Here is a 19,887-nt window from a genome sequence, read left to right as displayed (position 1 = left end):
GCGCGTGGACGTCGAACCGGGCGATGCCGTTCAAACCGATCGCAAGCAAGGCGGCACGCGACCGGGGGCCGACCGGTCGCGGCGCTGCGTGCTGCCTCGCCGGGGCGGCCTGGCTCGCCGGCGCCGCCGGCGCGCTGCTCACGAGCCCCGCCGCACCCGACGTCGGCCTACACCCGGACGGGTTCCAGGACTCGCCCTATCGGGACCTGCGCCTCTTCGGGGCCGCATTCCACGCCATCCGGTCACGGGCGGCCGACATGCGCGGCGACGGTCCGTTGATCGACGCGGCCATCGTCGGGATGCTCGCCGCGCTGGACCGGCATTCACACTACCTCACCGCGGCCGAGTTCCGCCGGCTCGATGAGCAGGATACGGGAAGCTATGCCGGCATCGGCGTGGTCGTCGACGCGGACGGGACGGTGCGGCGCACGCTTCCCGATGCCCCGGCCGCGCGCGCCGGCCTCACGCCCGGGACAATCATCCAGGAAATCGACGGCGTCGCCATCGGGCGCATCGCGCCCGACCAGGTCGCCGACCGCCTGCGCGGAGAGCCGGACTCGACGGTGCGCGTGCGGGTCGTCCGGCCGGGCGAGCCTGCCCCGGCCGAGATGGTCCTGATCCGGGAGTGGCTGCCGCTGCACCCGGTGCGTCTGAAAGCCCTGGATACCGTCGCCTATCTCGGGCTCGACCACTTCGACGAATTCACGACCGGCCGGCTGCTCAGGGCGGTGGCGAACCTGAAGGCCGGCATCGGCCGTGACAGGCTCACGGGGTTCATCCTGGACCTGCGCGGCAATCCGGGGGGCCTCGTCGTGCAGGCCGTCGCGGTGGCCGGGGCCTTCCTCGGACGGGGCGAGATCGTGCGCCTGGTCGGCCGGGACCCCGGCAGCGTCGAGCGGTTCGCGCTGGACAGGACCGGTGCCGACGTGATCGACGGCCTTCCGTTGGTCGTGCTCGTCGACGGCGGGACCGCGTCCGCGGCCGAGATCGTCGCCGGCGCCCTTCAGGATCACCGGCGGGCGATTCTCATCGGGACGCGCACCTACGGCAAGGGGGCGGTCCAGACCACCTATGCCCACCGCGACGGGCGCGCGCTGCGCCTCACCACGGCCTGGTTCGTCACGCCCGCGGGCCGCCGGGTGGACGGCAACGGCATCGCACCCGACCGCGTGGTGACCCCGGACGGCATGGCGGCCGGGACGCAGGGCCGCCTATCGCCGGAGCCCGGTGCGGGCGGCGGCTCGCTGCAGGACGGCTTCGTCGCGGACGGCCTCATCGATCCGTCGCGGGACCGGCCGTTGACGGCGGCCGTGCAGCATCTGCTGGCCGTCAGCCAGAGCGGCGGCGGCTTGATCCACCGCAACGACCCCAGTCCCAACCGGTGATGTCGTGCCGCCGCGAGCGGGAGAGCGACGGGTGGACCCATGGAGATGACGGCGGTTCCGGCGCGCGCGCGCGACATCGCCACTCCGACGGAGCTGTCGTCGCCCGGGCCGAGCGGGGCGTTCTGGGTGCGCGGCCTCGAGGCGCTCTGCGCCGAGCTCCGATGCGGGCTCGACGGGCTCGGCGCGGTCGACGCCACGCGACGGCTCGAACGCTACGGGCCGAACAGCGATGCCGGGACGCGGGCCGGCGGCGCCCTGCAGGCCGTGCTCCGCCGCCTGCTCGAACCGCTCGCCCTGATCCTGATCGCGGCCGGCCTCGTCTCGGTCGTGACCGGCGACGTGGTGGGAGGCGTCATCATCGTCGCCATCCTCGGCCTGTCCATCGGCCTCGACACGGTGCAGGAGGGCCACGCCACACGGGCCGCCGAGGCCCTGCGCCACACGGTGGCGCTGAAGGCTGAGGTCAGGCGGGACGGCAGCTTCGTCACGGTCCCGGTGGAGCAGGTGGTTCCCGGCGACATCCTGCGCATGCGGGCCGGCGACATCGTCCCGGCCGATGCCCTCGTGATCGACGGCGACGCCTTCACGGTGGCCGAGGCCGCCCTGACCGGCGAGCCCTACCCGGTGGAGAAGCGGGCCGGGCCGGTGACGTCTCCAGAGCCGGCGGAGGCCTCGAACGCCGTGTTCCGCGGCGCCGTCGTGCGGACGGGCAAGGCAACCGCCCTCGTCGTCGCGACCGGCCCCGCCACGATGTTCGGCGCGGCGGCCTCGGTTCTGGCCGAGGCGCGGGCATCTTCGCCCTTCCAGCGCGACCTCCACGCCTTCGGGCTCATGGTCGCCCGGCTGACCCTGGCCCTGGTGCTCAGCGTCCTGGCCGCCCGCGTCGTGCTCGGCCGCCCCGTGCTCGACTCCCTCCTGTTCGCGGTCGCGCTCGCCGTCGGCCTCACCCCGGAACTGCTGCCGATGGTCACGACGGTGACGCTCTCGCGGGGCGCGCTGCGCATGGCGGCCCGCAAGGTCATCGTGAAGCGGCTCGCCGCGATCCACGACCTCGGCGCGATGACGGTGCTGTGCACCGACAAGACCGGGACGCTGACCTCGGCCGAGATCGCCCTGGGCCGCAGCCTCGATCCGGCGGGCCGCGAGGACGCGCGGCCGTCGCGGCTCGCGGCGGTCGCGGCCGATCTCGGCGGGGATCGCAGCTCGCTCGACGCGGCCCTCGTCGACCATCACCCGAACGCGGGCCGGGCGTGGGTCCTGGCCGGCCAGCGGGCGTTCGATTATGGGCGCCGCACCGGGTCGGTCCTCGCGCAGGGACCGGAGGGGCCGCTGCTGATCCTGAAGGGCGCGCCGGAGGCGGTCCTGGCGCTGTGCACCGCGCGCCGCGCCGGCGAGGGGACGGAGCCGATGGGCCCGGAGGAACGCGGCGCGGCCCTCGGGCAGGTCCGGAGCCTGGCCGAGGAGGGGCTGCGCACCATCGCGGTCGCGTCGCGGCCCTGGTCGGGGCCCATGCGGCCGCCCGGAACCGCGGACGAGGCCGACCTCGTCTTCGAGGGCTTCTGCGCCTTCGCCGACCCGCCCAAACTGACGGCCGCCGCCGCCGTCACGCGGCTCGCGCGCGCCGGCGTGCGCCTGAAGATCCTGTCCGGCGACGACCCGGTGGTCGTGCGCCGCCTTGCCAGCCTCGTGGGGCTTCACACCACCACGGTCCTGTCCGGCTCCGAGGTCGCGGCCCTGAGCGATGCGGCGCTCGCGGTGCAGGCCCGCAAGGTGGACGCCTTCGGACGGCTCACCCCGGACCAGAAGGCGCGCATCGTGCGGGCGCTTCAGGCCAGGGGCGCGATCGTGGGCTTCCTGGGTGACGGCATCAACGACGCGCCGGGCCTCGCGCAGGCCGATATCGGCCTCTCCGTCGAGGGCGCGACCGGGGTCGCGCAGGCCGCGGCCGACATGATCCTGCTCGCCTCGGACCTCGCGGTCGTCGCCGACGGCGTCGAGGAGGGGCGGCGGACCTTCACCAACATCCTGAAATATATCCGCATGGGCGCGAGCTCGAACTTCGGCAACATGCTCTCGATGGCGGTCGCCTCGGTGACGCTGCCGTTCCTCCCGATGCTGCCGACGCAGATCCTTCTCAACAACCTGCTCTACGACCTCTCAGAGGTCGGCATCCCCTTCGACCATGTGGCGCCGTCCGCGACCGCCCGGCCACAGGTCTGGGACATGGCGGCCATCCTCCGGTTCGCGGGCGTGATGGGCCCGCTCTCGTCGCTGTTCGACCTCCTGACCTTCGGCGCCCTGCTCTTCCTCTTCGGTGCCTCGGCGGAGGAATTCCGGACGGCCTGGTTCCTCGAATCCATGGCGACGCAGATCCTCGTGATCTTCGTCATCCGGACGAGCGGGCGCCCCTGGCGGGATCGTCCGAGCGCGGCGCTGGCGTGCTCCTCGCTCGCCGCGCTGGCGGCCGCGCTGGCCCTTCCCTTCACGCCGGCAGGGCCTTGGTTCGGCTTCCAGGCCCCGCCCCTGCCGACGCTCCTCGGCATCGCGCTGATCACCCTCGCCTACCTCGCGGCGGTCGAGACCGTGAAGCCCTGGGCCGCCCGCCCGCCGCACCGCGCCCGCCATCGGCGCGCCGAACCTTGATCTGCCTCAAGGCCGGCGGCGCCGGCCGGTTGAAGGATGGCCGAACCGCAGCCGGCGCGGTCCGGCACCGCTCACGGGATGGAGGCTTCCATGACCACGACGTTCGACGAGCGCGAGCGAGCCGCCGAACGCCGCTTCGTCCAGGAGGAGGAGGCGCGGTTCCACGCCCGCAACCGGCGCAACCGGCTCCTGGCCGCCTGGGCCTCCGAGCGGATGAACCTGACCGGCCAGGCGGCGGAAGACTACGTCACCGCCGTCACGGAGTACGCCGTCGTGACCGAGGACGAAGCGCTGATCGACAGGCTTCGGTCGGATCTCGGGGCGGCCGGCATCGACGCGACGATCCCCCGCCTGCGCACGGAGCTGGAGCGGTGCGCCGCGCTCGCCCAGGCCGAGCGACGCGTCGGCGTCGCGCTGAATCGAGGCTCCTCCGTCTAGGCCGCGCCGCAGCGCCGAGGAGCCCCCGCGCCATCGCGCCAGCCAGAACGATCGGGAGACACGCCATGAGGAAGGACCCCATGACCGACAAGGACCTGCGCCGGGCGGTGCTCGACGAACTCGACTTCGACCCGAGCCTGGACGCCGGGGATATCGGCGTCGCCGTCTCCGAAGGGGTGGTGACGCTCACCGGCCATGTCGGCAGCTACGCCGAGAAGGTGGAGGCGGAGCGCGCCGTGCGCCGCGTCCGGGGCGTGCGCGCCATCGCGCAGGAGATCGCGGTCCGCTACGCCGACGAGAAGAAGGTGGCCGACGACCAGATCGCAGCCCGGGCGCTCGCGATCATCGACTGGTCGGTGCATCTGCCGAAGGACGCCATCCAGGTTAAGGTGGCCGGCGGCTGGGTCACGCTGACCGGCACGGTGGACTGGCAGTACCAAGTGGCGGGCGCCGAGGCGGCCGTCCGGAAGCTCACCGGCGTGCACGGCGTGACCAACCTCATCGAAATCCGGCGGCAGGTGCCGCCGGCGGCGGTCAAGGACAAGATCCTGGAGGCGTTCCGGCGGGGCGCCCTGTTCGAGGCGGAGGGGATCAAGGTCACCGTCACGGGGGACAAGGTGACCCTGGAAGGGGCGGTGACGGCCTGGGCCGAGCGCGATGCGGCCGAGCGCGCCGCATGGTCGGTGCCGGGCGTGCGCGCCGTCGAGGACCGCATCGTGGCCCTGAGCTGAGGAGGACCGCCATGTCCGGCGAATCGCACGCGCTCGACGCCGCCCCGCTCCAGGGTGGACGACCTCCGGGGAAACCCGATGCCCGGCCCGGACTGTCTCGCGTGACGCTGACGCTGGCGCGCTGCCCGGAGCATCCGGACGGCAGCACCGGACGAGGCTACGAGATCGTGGCGCCCCTCACGCCAGACGGGCACCTCGACCCGGCGCTCTGGCGCGAGACCCGCGACCGTTGCCGCGTCCGCCGCTTCTGGATCGGCGAGCCGGACCGGCACGGCCGCCTGGTGCACCGGGCCGGTGGCGAGGGCGGCGCGACTTGGCTGATCGACTACGAGGACTGGACGAACGAGGATGACGAGGCCGGCTACCATCTGGGTACCCACGTCTTCGTCGAAGGCGAGTACGTCTCGATCCGGGATGCCGGCGGCGCGGTCTACCGCACGTTCAAGGTCGCCCGCCTCACCCATCCGGACGGCGGGGACGGATCATGACGGGCGGGGGCGCGGACTGTCCCGTCTTGCCCCTGTGCCCGCCTCCGTGCCCGCCTCCGTCGGAGTTCGGGTCCGCCGAGAGCACCCTTCTGACGCGGTGGCGCACCTTCTGGCGCGATCTGCCGCTCGCCCGGGCCGGCGCGGTCGACCGTCTCCTGTACCGATGGGTGCGGCCGGCCGACATCGCAGCCTGTTCCGTCGGTTCGACGGAGGGGCGCGACGGCCGCGATGGCGGGGTCGGGATGGGGGGTGTGCGCGCGTGAGCGCGATGGAGCGTGCAGCCCCCCGCCGTCCCTCATGGTGCGGCGATGATCTCCGGGGGCCGCCGGGCGGCAGGCGGTGCATCGTGCCGCGATGCCGGATGGCGTGGAGGCTTCGAACCGGGCGCCTTTGATCCACCGCAAGGCACGACCGCGGCGCGGCGCCGACCTGTTTCCATCCAGCGAGACTGGGGGCGCATGATGTCGATAGCCGAAGGGAAGACGCGCTCAAGGCTGAGCCACGAAGCGATCACCGCCCAGGGATGCGAGGCGACGCAATCCCCCCCTGGCCCGACACGGCCCCCGACACTCCCCCCGACACTACCGCCGACACTCCCCCTGGCACGCGCCCGGGACGCGCAGACGGGCCGGCGGAAGTTCGCCCGCGACCCCACGCGCCCGTCGGGCGTGGATTGGACCTTGACCATCCGGCGCAGGCTGGATCGGTCCGGCGGCGTCTGGGCCGCGGAGATCGATGCCCTCGCCGCATCCGTATCCCGGGTCGTGAACGTCGAGGCGGACACGGACATCGTGCGCGAGGGCGACACGCCGACCGAATGCCGCCTTCTGCTGGAGGGTTGGACGTGCCGGTACGTCCCCTTGAAGGACGGCAGGCCGCAGATCCTCGGCCTGCAACTCGCCGGCGACGCCCTGGACCTGCAGGGCCTTCTGCGGGGCGAGATGGATCATGTCATCGCCACGCTCACCCCATGCCGCATCGGCATCATTCCGCACGGCGTCCTGCACGGGCTCGTCGAGCGGCATCCCGGCATCGGCCGTCTGATTCAGGTCGAAACCGCCACCGAGGCGGCCATAACCCGCCGCTGGCTCCTGAATGCGGGGCACCGTCAGGCCTATGCGGGGATGGCGCACCTGATCTGCGAACTCTTCACCCGGGCCGCGGTGGCCGGCATGACCGAGGCCTTCCGATTTCCGATGCCCCTGACGCAGACGGAACTCGGCAGCGCCCTGGGCCTCACATCGGTCCACGCGAACCGAACCATGAAGAGGCTCCAGCAGGCCGGGCTCGTGTCCAAGCGATGCCGATGGATGACCATCGAGGACTGGGACGGTCTCCGGAAGGTCGCCGAATTCGACCCTGCCTACCTGAACCTGGATTTCCCGCCCCCCTGACCCGGGGTGGACACGGCCCGGGTTCGGCTCCCCCCGGATCCGGGTTTGGAGCGGTCCTCGCGGAAGGACTCATCCGCGATTGCGTCCAGCCCGGGGGATGGCACGGCCCCGAAGACGGCCCGAAGACGCCTCGCGCGGCACGCGTGCATCGGGATGCCCTCTGCGGCCTGCGCGCTTCGGGCCGTCGCGCGCCCCCGAAGGTCGGGCACCGATACCGCGATCGCGCGCGCCTCGATCGCGGGCAGGATGGGACGCCAGGGGTAGGGGTTCGTCCAGCGCGCCCAGCACCGGCGCGTCGAGGCCTCCGATCGGGAGCGCCGGCTCATGACCGGTGTCGGCGACCGCGGGCGCGCCACGCCGGGTCGTCGGCACCCGGCCGGGACAGGGCGCGGCGCAGGCTGGAGGCGCCGGCGTCGAGGACGCGGATCATCGCCCGGCCTCAGGTGACGACCGTCCAGTCGTCCAGGGTTTCGCCCGGGCGAGGCTCTTCGCCCGTGGTCGGACCGCACTGCATGATGTCGCCGTCGATCCGCCGACGGTCCGGATGCGGATGCGCATGCCGGTCCGGCCAGACCCAATCCCGCACCTCCGGCAGGTCGTCGCCGGTGCGACGGACATACGCGTGATGGGCCGCCAAGGCATCCCGCAGCGCCTGCTCGGCATGCTCGGCGCATGCCCCGAGATGGGGGACCGTCTGCAGCGCGGCGAGCGCGAGGTGGAAGCGGTCGAGGCGGTTCAGCACGCACATGTCGAAGGGCGTCGTGGTCGTGCCCTCCTCGATGAAGCCGTGGACGTGGAAGTTGCCATGGTTCGTCCGCTTGTAGGTCAGCCGATGGATGAGCCACGGATAGCCGTGATAGGCGAACACCACGGGCCGATCGGAGGTGAACAGGCTGTCGAAGGTTGCGTCGTCGAGCCCGTGGGGGTGCGTCTCGGGCGCAGGCAGCGTCATCAGGTCGACGACGTTCACCACCCGGACCTTGAGCGCGGGGACATGTCGGCGCAGCCAATCCACCGCGGCGAGCGTCTCCTGGGTCGGCACGTCGCCCGCGCAGGCCATCACCACATCCGGCTCCCCCGCACCCTCGTTGGAGGCCCAGTCCCAGATGTCGACGCCGGCCGCGCAATGGCGAACGGCCTCGTCCAGACTCAACCACTGCAGGGCCGGCTGCTTGCCGGCCACGACGACGTTGATGCGGTCGTAGGTGCGCAGGCAATGGTCCATGACGCAGAGCAGGGTGTTCGCGTCCGGCGGCAGGTAGATGCGGGCCGTGTCGCCCCGCTTGTTGGCCACGAAGTCGATGAAGCCGGGGTCCTGGTGGCTGAAGCCGTTGTGGTCCTGCCGCCAGACATGGGACGAGAGAAGGATGTTGAGGGACGGCACCGGCCGGCGCCAGGGCAGGTCGCGCGCGGATTTCAGCCACTTGGCGTGCTGGTTCACCATCGAATCGACCACGTGCGCGAAGGCCTCGTAAGTCGCGAACAGGCCGTGCCGCCCGGTCAGCACGTAGCCCTCCAGCCAGCCCTCGCAGAGGTGCTCGCTCAGCACCTCCATGACGCGGCCGTCGCGGGCGAGGTTCTCGTCGCCCGGCAGGATCGCCTCCTGCCAGGCGCGGCTCGTCACCGCGAAGACCGCGTCGAGGCGGTTCGAGGCGGTCTCGTCCGGCCCCATGATGCGGAAGTTGCGCGTCGGCGCGTTCAGGGTCAGCACCTCCCGAAGGTAGGCCCCGAGCGCGCGGGTGGCCTCGGCCCTGATGCGGCCGGGCTCCGGCACCGCGACGGCCGCCACGCTCAGGTCGGGTAGGCGCAGGGGCGCGCTCTTGTGCGCGTTGGCGTGCGGATTGGCCGAGATGCGCCGCGCCCCCTTCGGCGGCAGCGCGGCGAGTTCGGGGACGAGGGCGCCGTCCTCCGCGAACAGCTCCTCCGGACGATAGGAGCGCATCCAGGCTTCCAGGATCGCCCGGTGCTCCGCATTCTCCCGGACGGCGGCGACCGGCACCTGGTGCGCGCGCCATGTGCCCTCGACGGGCTTGCCGTCCACGCAATGCGGCCCCGTCCAGCCCTTGGGGCTGCGCAGCACGATCATGGGCCAGCGGGGCCGCTCGACGGCGCCGCGTCCGGCACGCGCCCGGATCTCCGCGATGGTGTCGAAGGCGGCATCGAGGGCCGTGGCCATGGCCTGGTGCATCGGGGCCGGGTCGTCGCCCTCGACGAAGACCGGCGCGTAGCCGTAGCCGACGAGAAGGCTGCGCAGCTCGTCCGCGGGCATGCGGGCGAGGACCGTCGGGCTGGCGATCTTGTAGCCGTTGAGGTGCAGGATCGGCAGGACCGTGCCGTCGGAGCGCGGGTCGAGGAACTTGTTCGCGTGCCAGGCGGCGGCGAGCGGCCCGGTCTCGGCCTCGCCGTCCCCGACGATGCAGGCGACGGTCAGGCCCGGATTGTCGAGGGCTGCCCCGAACGCATGCGCCAGAGAGTAGCCGAGTTCGCCGCCCTCGTGGATCGAGCCCGGCAGCTCGGGCGAGGCGTGGCTCGGGATGCCGCCGGGGAACGAGAACTGCCGGAACAGGCGGCCCATCCCGACCGCGTCCCGGGCCACGTCCGGGTAGATTTCGCTGTAGGTGCCCTCCAGGTAGGCGTTGGCCACGAGACCTGGCGCACCGTGGCCCGGTCCCCAAACGGCGATCATGTCGAGGTCGCGCTGCCGGATGATCCGGTTCAGGTGCGCGTAGATGAAGTTGAGGCCGGGCGTCGTCCCCCAGTGGCCGAGGAGCCGCGGCTTGACGTGCTCCGCCTTGAGCGGCTCGCGCAGGAGCGGGTTGGCCATGAGGTAGATCTGCCCGACCGACAGGTAGTTGGCGGCGCGCCAGTAGGCGTCGATCGTCCCGAGGCCATCGGGTCCGAGCGGCCCGGGCACGAAGGCCAGGCCGTGTCCGTCGTCCCGGCCTTCGCCGTCGCGGCGCTCCTTCGAGCCGTGCCTCGCGTCCATGTCGGCCTCCCGGCGGATCCGTAACCCGGGGCGGACCCTGCCGGGGGCCGGGCCCGGCGGCGTTGAGGTGGATCAAGGCCCTCCCCAGGCAGGACGGCAAGATGGCCCCGTCAGCCAAGACGGGAGCGAACGATGACCCTGGTGCTTCGATCCACCCACATCCGGACGGTGCGCCGCGTATGGATGCCGCTCAGGCTCGAGCCGCGGAACGACGCGGGCCGGCGCGTCGTGGCGGATGGCTACCACTACGGGCGCATCGGCAGTCTGCAGGCCCTGGCCCTGGCCATCGCGGCCTCGGCGGTGACGACTGTGCTGCTCTGGCTGGTCCTCTGAACCGAGCGACGCGGGGAGACGGGTGATGGACGACAAGACCGTGCACCAGCATGTGCTCGACGAGCTGGAATACGCTCCGATGATCGACGCGGCGCAGATCGGCGTCACCGTCGAGAACGGCATCGTGACCCTGACGGGGCATGTCCGCAACTACGCCGAGAAGGGCATCGCCGAGCGCGTCGTGCTGCGGGTCCGCGGCGTGCGGGGCGTGGTGGAGCGGATCGAGGTCCGTTATCCGAACTGCCCCATCGTCGGCGACGAGGCCCTGGCCGAGCGCTGCGCCCGGGTGCTCGCATGGGACGTGCAGATCCCGGAGAACGCGGTCACGCTCAAGGTCGAGAAGGGCTGCGTCACGCTCGACGGCTGTGTCCCGTTCTATCACCAGAAGGCGGCCGTCGATCAGGCGCTGCGGCGCCTGGCCGGCGTCACCGACATCGTCAATCTCATCGCGGTGAAGCCGCTGGCGCAGGCCACCGAGGTGAAGTCCCGCATCCTCGCGGCCCTGAGACGGAGCGCGCGGGATCCGGATACGATCCGCGTGCACGTGGACGGCGACAAGGTCACCCTCGACGGGTGCGTCGATGTCTGGAGCGAGCGCGAGATCGCCGAGCGGGCCGCGTGGTCGGCGCCCGGCGTCCGCGCCGTCGAGGATCGCCTGACCCTCGCGTGAGGCCGGTCCGATGCTGGCCATGGTCCTGCGGGAGATCGGCGCGGCCCTCGTCCCGGAGGAGCGTCCGGACCCGGACCCCGGGCCGGGCGAGGTGCGCATCCGGGTCGAGGCCTGCGCGGTCTGCCGGACCGACATCCACGTCATCGACGGCGACCTGCCCCAGGCCGTCTACCCCATCGTGCCGGGACACGAGGTCGTCGGGCGCGTCGAGGCGGTCGGCGCGGGCGTGACGGCGCCGCGACCGGGCATGCGGGTCGGCGTGCCCTGGCTCGGGCATGCCTGCGGGCACTGCGCCTACTGCGAGACGGGGCGCGAGAACCTCTGCGACGCCCCCGGCTTCACCGGCTGCACCCGCGACGGCGGCTTCGCGAGCCATCTCCTGGCCGAGGCCGCCTTCACCATCCCGCTCGACGCGCGCCTGGACCCGGTCGCGACGGCGCCCCTTCTGTGCGCCGGGCTGATCGGCTGGCGCACGCTGCGGATGGCCGGCGATGCCGGAACGGTCGGTCTCTACGGGTTCGGGGCGGCCGCCCACATCGTCGCCCAGATCTGCCGCTGGCAGGGGCGGCGCGTGTTCGCGCTGACCCGGCCGGGCGACCGGGACGCCCAGGACTTCGCGCGCACGCTGGGGGCCGCGTGGGCCGGCGGGTCGGACGAGGCGCCGCCCGAGCCGATGGACGCGGCCCTGATCTTCGCCCCGGACGGGAACCTCGTCCCGCGGGCCCTCGGCGCCCTGCGCAAGGGGGGCCGCGTGGTCTGCGGCGGCATCCACATGAGCGACATCCCGGCCTTCCCCTACGACCGGCTCTGGGGCGAGCGCTCCGTGCATTCGGTGGCGAACCTCACGCGCGAGGACGCCCGCACCTTCTTCGCCGTCGTGCCGCAGGCCGGCCTCGTCACGCACACCCGCACCTACGCGCTGACCCGCGCCAACGAGGCCGTGGCGGATCACCGGTCCGGCGCCCTCCGGGGCGCGGCGGTCCTCGTGCCCTGATCCCACGTCCCGGGCGCGAGGCCGTCCGGGCGGGGCACCGGGTCGAGGCGGTTTCGGGCGATCGGCGGGGGCGGTCCGGCCGGAACGCCGCCTCAGGCGCCCTGCCGCGGGAGCGTGTCGAGGGCCTGCCGGAGCAGGGCGTACTTTGCCAGCGTGACGCGCCACTCCCGGAACCAGTCGATCAGGCCGCCCCACGGATCGTTGAGCTGCCTCAGGCCCGCGACGAAGGCCACGACGGTCCCAAGATCCGTCTCGCCGTTCACCACGAGGTAGCCGCCCAGCCCCAGGGTCAGCGCCACCCCGGCATGGTGCATCAGGTTCATGAGGAAGTTCATCGAGAACTTCAGCTTGAAGATGCCCATGTTGAGCCGGAACACCCGCTCGATGCGTGCGTCCTGAAGTCCCGTGGCCTCGTGTCGGTGCCGGCCGATGATGCCGCCGCTGATGCGGCGCAAGGCGCCCGTCCGCGCGACCACGCGGCGGTTGATCGCCTGCTGCATCAGCGGCACGAAGACCATCTGCGGTACGAACACCGCCAGTGCCAGGGCCGCCATCAGCGGGTTGAGGTACAGCATGTACCCGAACGTCCCCAGCACGATGCCGCCCTCCAGGACCGGTTCCGAGACGCTCACGCCGACGAAGGCGCCGACCGGCTCCGCCTCCGCCAGGACGAGGGAGACCTCCACGCCCTCGACCGCCGCACGGTCGCCCGGGGCGAGGGTGCCGAGGTCCTGCAGCAGCGTCCTGCGGAGCCGGCGGACCGCGCTCTCGCTGACGTAGCTGCGGTATATGTTGAGCGCGAGCTTGAGGGCCCCCATCGCCGTGGCAGCCGCGATGTACAGGGCCGCGAGCAGGAGGATGGTTCGGGCGCTCCCGCCGGGAAGGGCCGCGTTGACGACCCGCCGCTGCAGCTCGAGGGGCGCCAGATCCGCCACGAAGAGGGCCGTCGCCATTGCCACCAGGGCCAGCTGATGGGCGCCGCTCGCGCTCGCGATGAAGGCCGGGAGGGTCCGCGGCGTCGCCAGCCCATCGCGGGAGGGCCCGAAACCGGGCAGGCCTGAAGCCAGGATCGCGGAAGCGGACGGCATGAGACCTCCATCCGCAACCTCATGTCCCCATCCGGCGGGACCGGGCATTGCGATCGGTCAATCGTCCCGGACATCGCGCCCACCGCGCGGCGGGACACGCGCCCTCGCGGCTTGCGCTGGCCCCGGTGCGGTTGAGCTGGATCAAGGCCCCGGCCACCTGCACGGGCAACAATCGCCGGGCCGGGCGGACGGGCCCGCGCCGGGAGGTGATCATGCGGATCTCCAACATCTTGGTCTCGGTCGACCGCGGGGCCACGGCCGTCGACCGCGTCCGGCTCGCCGCCGACATCGCCTGGCGCTTCGACACCACCCTGATCGGCGTCGCCGCGCGGCAGCTCGTCACCATGATCCCGGTCGAGAGCGCCGACGCGTCGCAGCGCATCTTCGAGATCGAGGAGACGCGGGCGAAGGAGGAGCTGGCCGAAGGGCGGGCGCTGTTCGAGCGCGAGGCCGGCGAGCGGGTCAGGACCGCGTGGCGGGAGGCGCTGGCCGAGCCCCTGGCCTTCCTGGTGGAACAGGCCCGCGCCGCCGGCCTCGTGGTGGTGAGCCGTCAGGGGCCGGCCGACGGCGATCCCGGGCCGATGGGTGTCGCCGCGGGCGGCCTGCTGATGGAGGCGGGGCGTCCCGTCCTCATCGTGCCGCCCGGCCTCCATCGGCTCTCGGCCAAGCGGATCGTCGTGGCCTGGAAGGACACCCGCGAGGCGCGCAGGGCCGTCCACGACGCCCTGCCGTTCCTGGTGCGGGCCGACCAAGTCCATGTCGCGGTCGCGGGTCCGGAGGCGCGCCGCGAAGGCGCCACGGACGTCGCCGCGTACCTGTCGGGGCACGGCATCCGCGTCGCCACGCACCTGCTGCACAAGCCCGAGATCAGCGTCGCGGACGAGATCCTCCGCTTCGCCCGGCGGGAGGAGGCGGATCTGATCGTCATGGGCGCCTACGGCCATTCCCGGCTGCGCGAGTGGGTCTTCGGAGGCGCGACCCGCGAGATGCTGGAGACCACCACCGTTTGCTGCCTGATGAGCCACTGATGCGCACGACCCGACTCCTTCTCGCCGGCGTCCTGGCTGCCCTCCCCCCTCTGCCCGCCGTGTCGGCGCCGGCCTGGAACCTGCAGATCCGGCAAGGCGAGACCCTCGCGCGGACCAACTGCGCCCGGTGCCACGCCATCGGGCGGGCCGGGGAAAGCCCGCTGCGGGCCGCGCCCCCCTTCCGCGATCTCCACACGCGCTACCCCGTCGAGGATCTCGGCGAGGCGCTCACCGAGGGGATCCGCACGGGCCACCCGACCATGCCCGAGTTCCGGTTCGATCCGGACCAGGCGCAAGACCTGATCGCCTACCTGAAATCGCTGGAACGCTGAGGGAGAGCCTCGATGTACCTCCGCTGCCTCCTCGTCCCGACCGGCCCGGGGATCGACGCGACGCGTCGGCTGGACGCGGCCCTGCGCCTCGGGCGGCGCCTGCACGCGCATATCGGCGTCGCCTTCATGGCGCCCGGCCCGGAGCACGTGCTGGCCGCCATGGCGAGCCTCGTGCCGATGGACGGCACGACCATCGAGGCCATCCAGCAGAGCGTCCGGGAATCGGCGGCCGAGAGCAAGGCGGCCTTCGAGGCGTGGTGCGGACGCGCGGGCGTGCCGGTGGTCGCGAAGGCCGAGCGCCTGGACGCCACCTTCGCGACGTGGACCGAACTCTCCGGAGAGGTCGAGCCGCTCCTGACGCTGACCGGGCGGGTCAACGACCTCGTCATCGTCGACCGCCCGGATCCGGACGAGCCGTTCACGGGCCGCGCCCTCGACACCGCCCTGTTCGCCGTCGGCCGGCCGACCCTGGTCGTCGGCGAACACATCCCCCACGACCTGCTGGACCACGTCGTGATCGCCTGGAACGGCAGCCTGGAGGCGACGCGCCTGATCGGCCAGTCCATCACGCTGCTGCACGAGGCCGCGCGCGTCACGGTCGTGCACGCGCAGACCGAGCGCTTCGCGGAGGTGCGGGCAGCGGATCTGTGCGCCTATCTGCGCTGGCACGGCATCGTGGCGGAGGCCGTCAGTCTGCCGGTCGAGGACGGGACCCCGGTCGGCGCGGCGATCCTGGCGGAGGCGGGACGGCGCAACGCCTCCCTGCTGGCCATGGGCGCCTACACGCACAGCCGCGTGCGCGAGTTCCTGCTCGGCGGCGTCACCCGCCATGTCATCGAACACGCCGGCATTCCGGTGCTCATGGCCCACTGAGTGCGGGCCTGGGCAGAGGGCTCGGTTTCGGCCGGGCGCCCGGTCGCGATGCGGTTCCACCGCCGCAGCCCGGTCCGGGGGGCGCGGGTTGCGCCTCTGCGTCCGGATCCGGCCGGAGAGCGCACTTGTAGCCGGTATCGACGGCGCGCCAGAACAGGTCCCGGAACGCCGCCCCGTGGCGCGAGAGGATGGCGTCGATCAGGACCCGGGCCGCGGCGGCGTCCGCCGCGCTCCAGTCCCCCGGGCATGGGGCCGGCGGCGTCCCGGCCTCGTCGGCTCCTGCCGCGTCGGCCCCTGCCGCGTCGACTTCTGGCGCGTCGACTTCTGGCGCGTCGGCTTCTGGCGCGGGGTCAGGCATTGGCGAGGCAGCGCTCGATCTCCTCGACCGGGTGCTTGGTCAGATCCTTGTCGACCTCCGCCACGACGACCCGCCGCAGGCGCTCGGGCAACGCGCGCCGCATCTCGGCGAGGGTCTTCGGCGGGGCGACGACGATCAGGGCCGTGACCGGGTCGAAGGCGTCCAGCGCGTGGGCGACCGCTTTCGCGAAGCGTCGCTCGGCGAGATCATGCCAGTCCGTCTGCGCGATGGCGCTGCGCTGGTCTCCGAGCCTGACCCGCGGCGGCCTGTCGGTGCCCTGCGCGTGGGTCGGCGGGTTCGGGGGCGCCTCGAACGCGAGCTGGACCTGGAGGTCCGGCTTCGGGTGGACGCTCACGTTGCGGAGCACCAGGGCCTTGCGGCCGTCGCAGACGACGACGTAGCCGCCGTGCGGGATCATGCGGGTGCGTGTATCGGACATGCCGCCCATCCCTGCTCTCAGTGGCTCATCAGGCAGCAGACCGGGACGCCGGCCAGCAGTTCGCGGGTGACGCCGCCGACGACCCACTCGCGCAGACGCCCGTGCCCGTAGGCGCCCGTGACGATCAGGTCCGCCCCATGCTCTGCCGCCGCCTCGACGAGCGCCAGGGACACCAACTCGCCCTGGGCATCGCGCCGGACGCGGATGGCGGAGACGTCATGGGCCTGAAGGAGGCGGAGGGTATCCTGCCCTTCGGAGCTGGCTCCGTCGTCGACGGAGACGACGAGCACCTCCGAGGCGCGCTTCAGGAAGGGCAGCGCGTCCCAGACCGCCCGGCGCGCCTCGCGCGTGTTCTTCCAGCCGATCACCACGCGCTTCGCGTCGAGATGGTCCAGATCCGGCGGCACCACCAGCACCGGACGGCCGAGCTGCATGACCGCATCGGCCGGATCCACCGCGAACAGGGGGGGCCCGGGGACTCCGCGGCCGACCACCACGAGGTCGGCGGCCGCGGACTGTGCCGCCAGGAACGCCACCGGGACATCGAGGTTGGAGCGCCACTCGAGGCGGTTGCGGCCGCCGGCCGCCGCCGCGAAGGCCTCGTGGGCGACCCGGAGGTCGTTCAGGACGGTCTCGCCGGAATCGGCCAGCGCGTAGGCGCTCGCCGGCGTCGGGCCCACCGGCGGGACGACATAGGCCGGCTGCTCCGCGGCGACGCCGATCAGGCGGGCGTTGAAGTCGTCGGCGAGGCGGCCTGCCAGGCGCACGCGGTTTCGCGCGCCATCCGTCAGGTCCATGGCGACCATGATGCTCGCATAGGTCATGGAACGTCTCCGGCTCGAAGGACGGCGGCGGGATGACGGCGGGCCCGGCCGGCGCCTCCCGTCGGTTCGGGCCTCAGCCCAGCGTCGGTCAGCCCAGCGTCAGGTGGTCCTCGACGGCGCGCACGCCCGGCGCCGACCACGCCGCGTTCTCGGCGAGCCGGCGCTCGTGCCACGCGTTCACCTTGCCCTCCAGGACGACCTTCGCGTCCTTGACGGTGACCTTGATGGCGTCCGCCTCGAGTTCGGCGTTGCGCTTCAGCGCCGCCAGGATCTTCGCACGCACATCGGGCACGCTCGCCTTCGGCGCCACCTCGATGGTGTTGAGGATGCCGGCCACGCCCGCGAGGCGCTTGATCGACCGGTAGGCTTCTTCCTTCTGATACTGCCAGTCGACCCGGCCGGTCAGCGTCACCCAGCCGTTCTGAACTTTCACCTGCACCGCACCCTTCGGCACGGTCGCGGACCAGTCGAGCATCTGCACGGCGCGCTGGGCGAGGTCCTCGTCGCGCGGCGGCGTCTCGCCGCCGAAGCGGACCTTGATCTCCTCGACGACGCCGCGCACCCCGCGCACCTTCTGGGCCGCCTTCTCGGCGGCGACGCGCTCCGTGTAGCTGGCGACGTGGCCCGTGAGCGTGACGATGCCGTTCTCGACGGCGACGCCGATATGTGCGGCGTCGATGCTCGGGTCGAAATCCAACTCGTCGATGACGTTCTGGCGGATCAGCTTGTCGCCCATGTCGGTCTCCTCCGATGACGTCCAGGCCGTGCCCGGTCCACGCCGACGCTAGGCCCGGCAGGCGGTCGGGCATTGATCCAGCGCAAAGGGGGCGCCCGCCGGCCTCCGATCCGGCATCGGGCAGGCCCGGGGGCCGCCGGCAACGGCGCAGCCGGCGGTCACGGTGGAGACCATCGCCCGGGCCTCGAACAGCCGGTCGAACTGCGGCACGTCCGAGAAGGCGCGCGGCACGCGTGCGTTGCCCGAGATCAGGGCGAAGGGGATACCCTTCCGGCGCAGGACGCAGGCCAGCGGGAAGCCGGAGCCGTGATTCAGGTCGATGCTGACCACCGCGAAGTCCGGAGGCGTCTCGTCCAGGCAGCGGGCCGCCTCCGCGCTGGTTCCGTAGGGTCCGCGCACCGCGCAGCCGGCCTCGGCGAGGACGTCCTCCAGCCACATGCCCGGCAGGGCCTGCGGCTCCGCCACCAGCACGACCGGCCTGTCCCCTGGTCCGCTCCTCATCGCCCGTCTCCCGGTGCCGTTGCGGTGCGACCAGGATGGACCGGTCGGTCCGGTCCGCGTTGCGCCAGGTCAAGGGCGGCGTGACCGTACCGCTCAGGACCATGCCGGGCTCCTGCCGGACTCATGCCGGGCTCATGCCGCGGAACGCGACGCGGCCGGCTTCGCCGCGAACCGGATCGAGCGGGCCACCCTGAGGGCCGCCGCGAGGTCGTCCCGGTCGGTGCCGTAGCGGTGCCAGAGATTCTCCAGCCAGTCCGGAGGCCCGGCCTCGGCCTCCGGGATCTCGGAAAACGGCACATGGTACATGCCGTCGAGCGCCTCGATGCCGTAGCCGGTGACGGCCCATTGCCGGCCCTGCCAATGCACGGGGGCGGTGAGATCGTGGCTCATGGGGATGCCTCCTTATACCGTGGCCTCGGACAGTTGGGCGACCAGGCAGGTGTCGGCCCGCAGACGCCAGTCGACGATGCCGGCCGCTTCGCAGAACAGCGCCTGGGCCGCGCAGGCCGCGGTGACCTCCGACCGGGCGGGGACGATGACCTGGTGCTGCAGGATACGGTGGTCGTGGCCGCTATCGTCCGGCACGACCTTGTGGAAGGTCACGAGGTATTGGCGCATGGTGCGCCTCCTGTCCGAGAATCCCTTCAGCCTGGGGCCCGCGAGGACCGGCGGCCTTGATCCAGCGCAAGGATGGGCGCCCGGTCAGGTTTCCGGGGCCGGCGGGAAGAGACGGTCTCGGCTGGGCTCGGTCCCGATGCCGGCCGCCGCCCGGGCGGCCCGGTGCGCCTGCGTCTTCCCGTGCAGCGGCCAGTACCGCTCCATCGCCAGGTAGGTGAACGAGGCCGACCACCCGATCAGGAGCAGGCCGTTGAGGGCCTCGACCCCGGCGAGCAGCCGCGTGTGCGAGCTCGGGAAATGGTCGCCGAACCCGAGGGACGTGTAGGCCACCACGGAGAAGTACAGGCAGTCCTCGAAGGTCTCGACCGGCGCGCCCGCGAAGGTGCCGATGCCGAGCCGGAGCACGAGCAGCCAGTAGGCGCCGGCGTAGATCCAGACGGCGACGGTGTGTCCGACGAAGGTCATCAGCACCACGGCCAGGATGCGGACCCGCGGCGGGACCGGCAGCTCGGACAGGTGCTCCGAGGTCAGCCGCAGCGTCTCGTAGAGGACCAGGATCGTGGACACGACGAGGGCGACGCTGGCCGTCATGGCGAGGAGCATGGCGCTGGACCGGACGACTGTTCCCCTCGACCCTGCCTGAGACACCGCGGACCTCATTGACCTGGCTCAAGCGGCCCCGCAGCCGCACGGTGATCCAGATCAAAGCGCGTCCTTCCCGGATGGCCTCCTCTACAAGCGGCGCCCCGCGACGGGCGCCCCGACAGGGGAGACGACCATGGCCGACGTGCATGTGGCCGAGGAACTCTGGTCCACCAGCATGCTGCCTGAGGGCATTCTGGAGCGGTGGTTCGTGGCGGACGGAGCGCGCGTGCGCGCCGGCGAGGCCGTGGCCGCCGTCCGCATCGGCGATGCCCTGCACGACATCGCCTCGCCGGCCGAGGGCTGCCTGACGGTCCTCGCCCCCGTGAACCAAGTGGTCGACCCCGGCTGCGTCATCGCCGAGGTCCACGCCTGACGCCGCGCCG

Annotated in this window: 22 protein-coding genes; 13 read left to right on the top strand and 9 right to left on the bottom strand. The window is 72.5% G+C overall.

Translation table 11 applies throughout. From position 1 onward, the window contains the following. Nucleotides 1–23 precede the first annotated feature (23 nt). From ABIC70_RS16305 to ABIC70_RS16280, 6 genes are all read left to right on the top strand, one after another. Complete coding sequence (locus ABIC70_RS16305) at nt 24–1,385, top strand: S41 family peptidase (protein WP_354440129.1); 1,362 nt, start codon at nt 24–26, stop codon at nt 1,383–1,385. A 39-nt stretch (nt 1,386–1,424) separates the two neighbouring features. Continuing rightward, entirely contained in the window at nt 1,425–4,028 is a 2,604-nt protein-coding gene (gene mgtA / locus ABIC70_RS16300; RefSeq protein ID WP_354440127.1) for a magnesium-translocating P-type ATPase, read from the top strand. Between the two features lie 90 nt (nt 4,029–4,118). After that, on the top strand, nt 4,119–4,466 hold the full coding sequence (locus ABIC70_RS16295) for a DUF1476 domain-containing protein (protein WP_043352687.1): 348 nt from the start codon (nt 4,119–4,121) through the stop codon (nt 4,464–4,466). 80 nt (nt 4,467–4,546) lie between these two features. After that, nucleotides 4,547–5,197, top strand: a complete 651-nt coding sequence (locus tag ABIC70_RS16290; protein ID WP_043352676.1) for a BON domain-containing protein — start codon at nt 4,547–4,549, stop codon at nt 5,195–5,197. Nucleotides 5,198–5,208: 11 nt separating this feature from the next. Further along, nucleotides 5,209–5,685, top strand: a complete 477-nt coding sequence (locus ABIC70_RS16285; protein WP_081948758.1) for a hypothetical protein — start codon at nt 5,209–5,211, stop codon at nt 5,683–5,685. Between the two features lie 680 nt (nt 5,686–6,365). After that, complete coding sequence (locus ABIC70_RS16280) at nt 6,366–7,079, top strand: Crp/Fnr family transcriptional regulator (protein WP_158713301.1); 714 nt, start codon at nt 6,366–6,368, stop codon at nt 7,077–7,079. Between the two features lie 439 nt (nt 7,080–7,518). On the opposite strand, the gene ABIC70_RS16275 is transcribed toward ABIC70_RS16280, so the two are convergent. Then, nucleotides 7,519–10,065, bottom strand: coding sequence for a phosphoketolase family protein (locus ABIC70_RS16275; protein WP_354440125.1), 2,547 nt, complete (start codon nt 10,063–10,065; stop codon nt 7,519–7,521). Nucleotides 10,066–10,197: 132 nt separating this feature from the next. Here ABIC70_RS16275 and ABIC70_RS16270 point away from each other — a divergent pair, with 132 nt between their 5' ends. The 3 genes from ABIC70_RS16270 to ABIC70_RS16260 are packed head-to-tail and all read left to right on the top strand — an operon-like array spanning nt 10,198 to nt 12,062. Further along, on the top strand, nt 10,198–10,398 hold the full coding sequence (locus ABIC70_RS16270) for a hypothetical protein (protein WP_043759288.1): 201 nt from the start codon (nt 10,198–10,200) through the stop codon (nt 10,396–10,398). 25 nt (nt 10,399–10,423) lie between these two features. Continuing rightward, entirely contained in the window at nt 10,424–11,068 is a 645-nt protein-coding gene (locus ABIC70_RS16265; protein WP_043352669.1) for a BON domain-containing protein, read from the top strand. A gap of 10 nt (nt 11,069–11,078) precedes the next feature. Continuing rightward, nucleotides 11,079–12,062, top strand: a complete 984-nt coding sequence (locus ABIC70_RS16260; protein WP_043387193.1) for a zinc-dependent alcohol dehydrogenase family protein — start codon at nt 11,079–11,081, stop codon at nt 12,060–12,062. Between the two features lie 92 nt (nt 12,063–12,154). On the opposite strand, the gene ABIC70_RS16255 is transcribed toward ABIC70_RS16260, so the two are convergent. After that, nucleotides 12,155–13,150: an ABC transporter ATP-binding protein gene (locus ABIC70_RS16255; protein ID WP_043352660.1), complete on the bottom strand. Its 996-nt coding sequence runs from the start codon at nt 13,148–13,150 to the stop codon at nt 12,155–12,157. 212 nt (nt 13,151–13,362) lie between these two features. Between ABIC70_RS16255 and ABIC70_RS16250 the strand changes: the two genes are divergently transcribed. From ABIC70_RS16250 to ABIC70_RS16240, 3 genes are read left to right on the top strand one after another with little or no spacing between them, the layout of a single operon-like run. Further along, nucleotides 13,363–14,178: a universal stress protein gene (locus ABIC70_RS16250; protein WP_043387218.1), complete on the top strand. Its 816-nt coding sequence runs from the start codon at nt 13,363–13,365 to the stop codon at nt 14,176–14,178. Further along, nucleotides 14,178–14,510, top strand: a complete 333-nt coding sequence (locus ABIC70_RS16245) for a c-type cytochrome (protein WP_053610283.1) — start codon at nt 14,178–14,180, stop codon at nt 14,508–14,510. Before ABIC70_RS16250 ends, ABIC70_RS16245 begins: the two co-directional genes overlap by 1 nt. Before the next feature lie 12 nt (nt 14,511–14,522). Beyond that, entirely contained in the window at nt 14,523–15,383 is an 861-nt protein-coding gene (locus ABIC70_RS16240; RefSeq protein ID WP_354440121.1) for a universal stress protein, read from the top strand. Nucleotides 15,384–15,733: 350 nt separating this feature from the next. Here the strand turns inward: ABIC70_RS16240 and ABIC70_RS16235 are convergent, their stop codons facing one another. The 7 genes from ABIC70_RS16235 to ABIC70_RS16205 all read right to left on the bottom strand — a co-directional run bounded on the left by ABIC70_RS16235 (nt 15,734) and on the right by ABIC70_RS16205 (nt 19,462). Then, a complete protein-coding gene (locus tag ABIC70_RS16235) occupies nt 15,734–16,180 on the bottom strand; it encodes a host attachment protein (protein WP_043352661.1) in 447 nt (148 codons plus the stop codon). Between the two features lie 17 nt (nt 16,181–16,197). Then, on the bottom strand, nt 16,198–17,004 hold the full coding sequence (locus ABIC70_RS16230) for a universal stress protein (protein ID WP_287089665.1): 807 nt from the start codon (nt 17,002–17,004) through the stop codon (nt 16,198–16,200). Nucleotides 17,005–17,092: 88 nt separating this feature from the next. After that, nucleotides 17,093–17,740 (bottom strand): BON domain-containing protein, encoded by a 648-nt coding sequence (locus ABIC70_RS16225; RefSeq protein ID WP_043387185.1) that lies wholly within the window; start codon nt 17,738–17,740, stop codon nt 17,093–17,095. Between the two features lie 48 nt (nt 17,741–17,788). Continuing rightward, entirely contained in the window at nt 17,789–18,241 is a 453-nt protein-coding gene (locus ABIC70_RS16220) for a response regulator (protein ID WP_354440118.1), read from the bottom strand. 132 nt (nt 18,242–18,373) lie between these two features. Next, nucleotides 18,374–18,631, bottom strand: a complete 258-nt coding sequence (locus tag ABIC70_RS16215) for a hypothetical protein (protein ID WP_043352639.1) — start codon at nt 18,629–18,631, stop codon at nt 18,374–18,376. Between the two features lie 12 nt (nt 18,632–18,643). Then, nucleotides 18,644–18,859: a hypothetical protein gene (locus ABIC70_RS16210; protein WP_043387181.1), complete on the bottom strand. Its 216-nt coding sequence runs from the start codon at nt 18,857–18,859 to the stop codon at nt 18,644–18,646. A gap of 84 nt (nt 18,860–18,943) precedes the next feature. Beyond that, nucleotides 18,944–19,462 (bottom strand): potassium channel family protein, encoded by a 519-nt coding sequence (locus tag ABIC70_RS16205; RefSeq protein ID WP_043352634.1) that lies wholly within the window; start codon nt 19,460–19,462, stop codon nt 18,944–18,946. A gap of 175 nt (nt 19,463–19,637) precedes the next feature. Here ABIC70_RS16205 and ABIC70_RS16200 point away from each other — a divergent pair, with 175 nt between their 5' ends. After that, nucleotides 19,638–19,877 carry a biotin/lipoyl-containing protein gene (locus tag ABIC70_RS16200; protein WP_043352632.1) on the top strand — a complete coding sequence of 80 codons (240 nt, stop codon included), beginning with the start codon at nt 19,638–19,640 and terminating at the stop codon, nt 19,875–19,877. Nucleotides 19,878–19,887: the final 10 nt, after the last annotated feature.

This window comes from Methylobacterium sp. 1973 (genome assembly GCF_040545035.1).
GTDB lineage: Bacteria > Pseudomonadota > Alphaproteobacteria > Rhizobiales > Beijerinckiaceae > Methylobacterium > Methylobacterium fujisawaense.
This window is presented reverse-complemented; position numbering and strand designations above follow the sequence as displayed.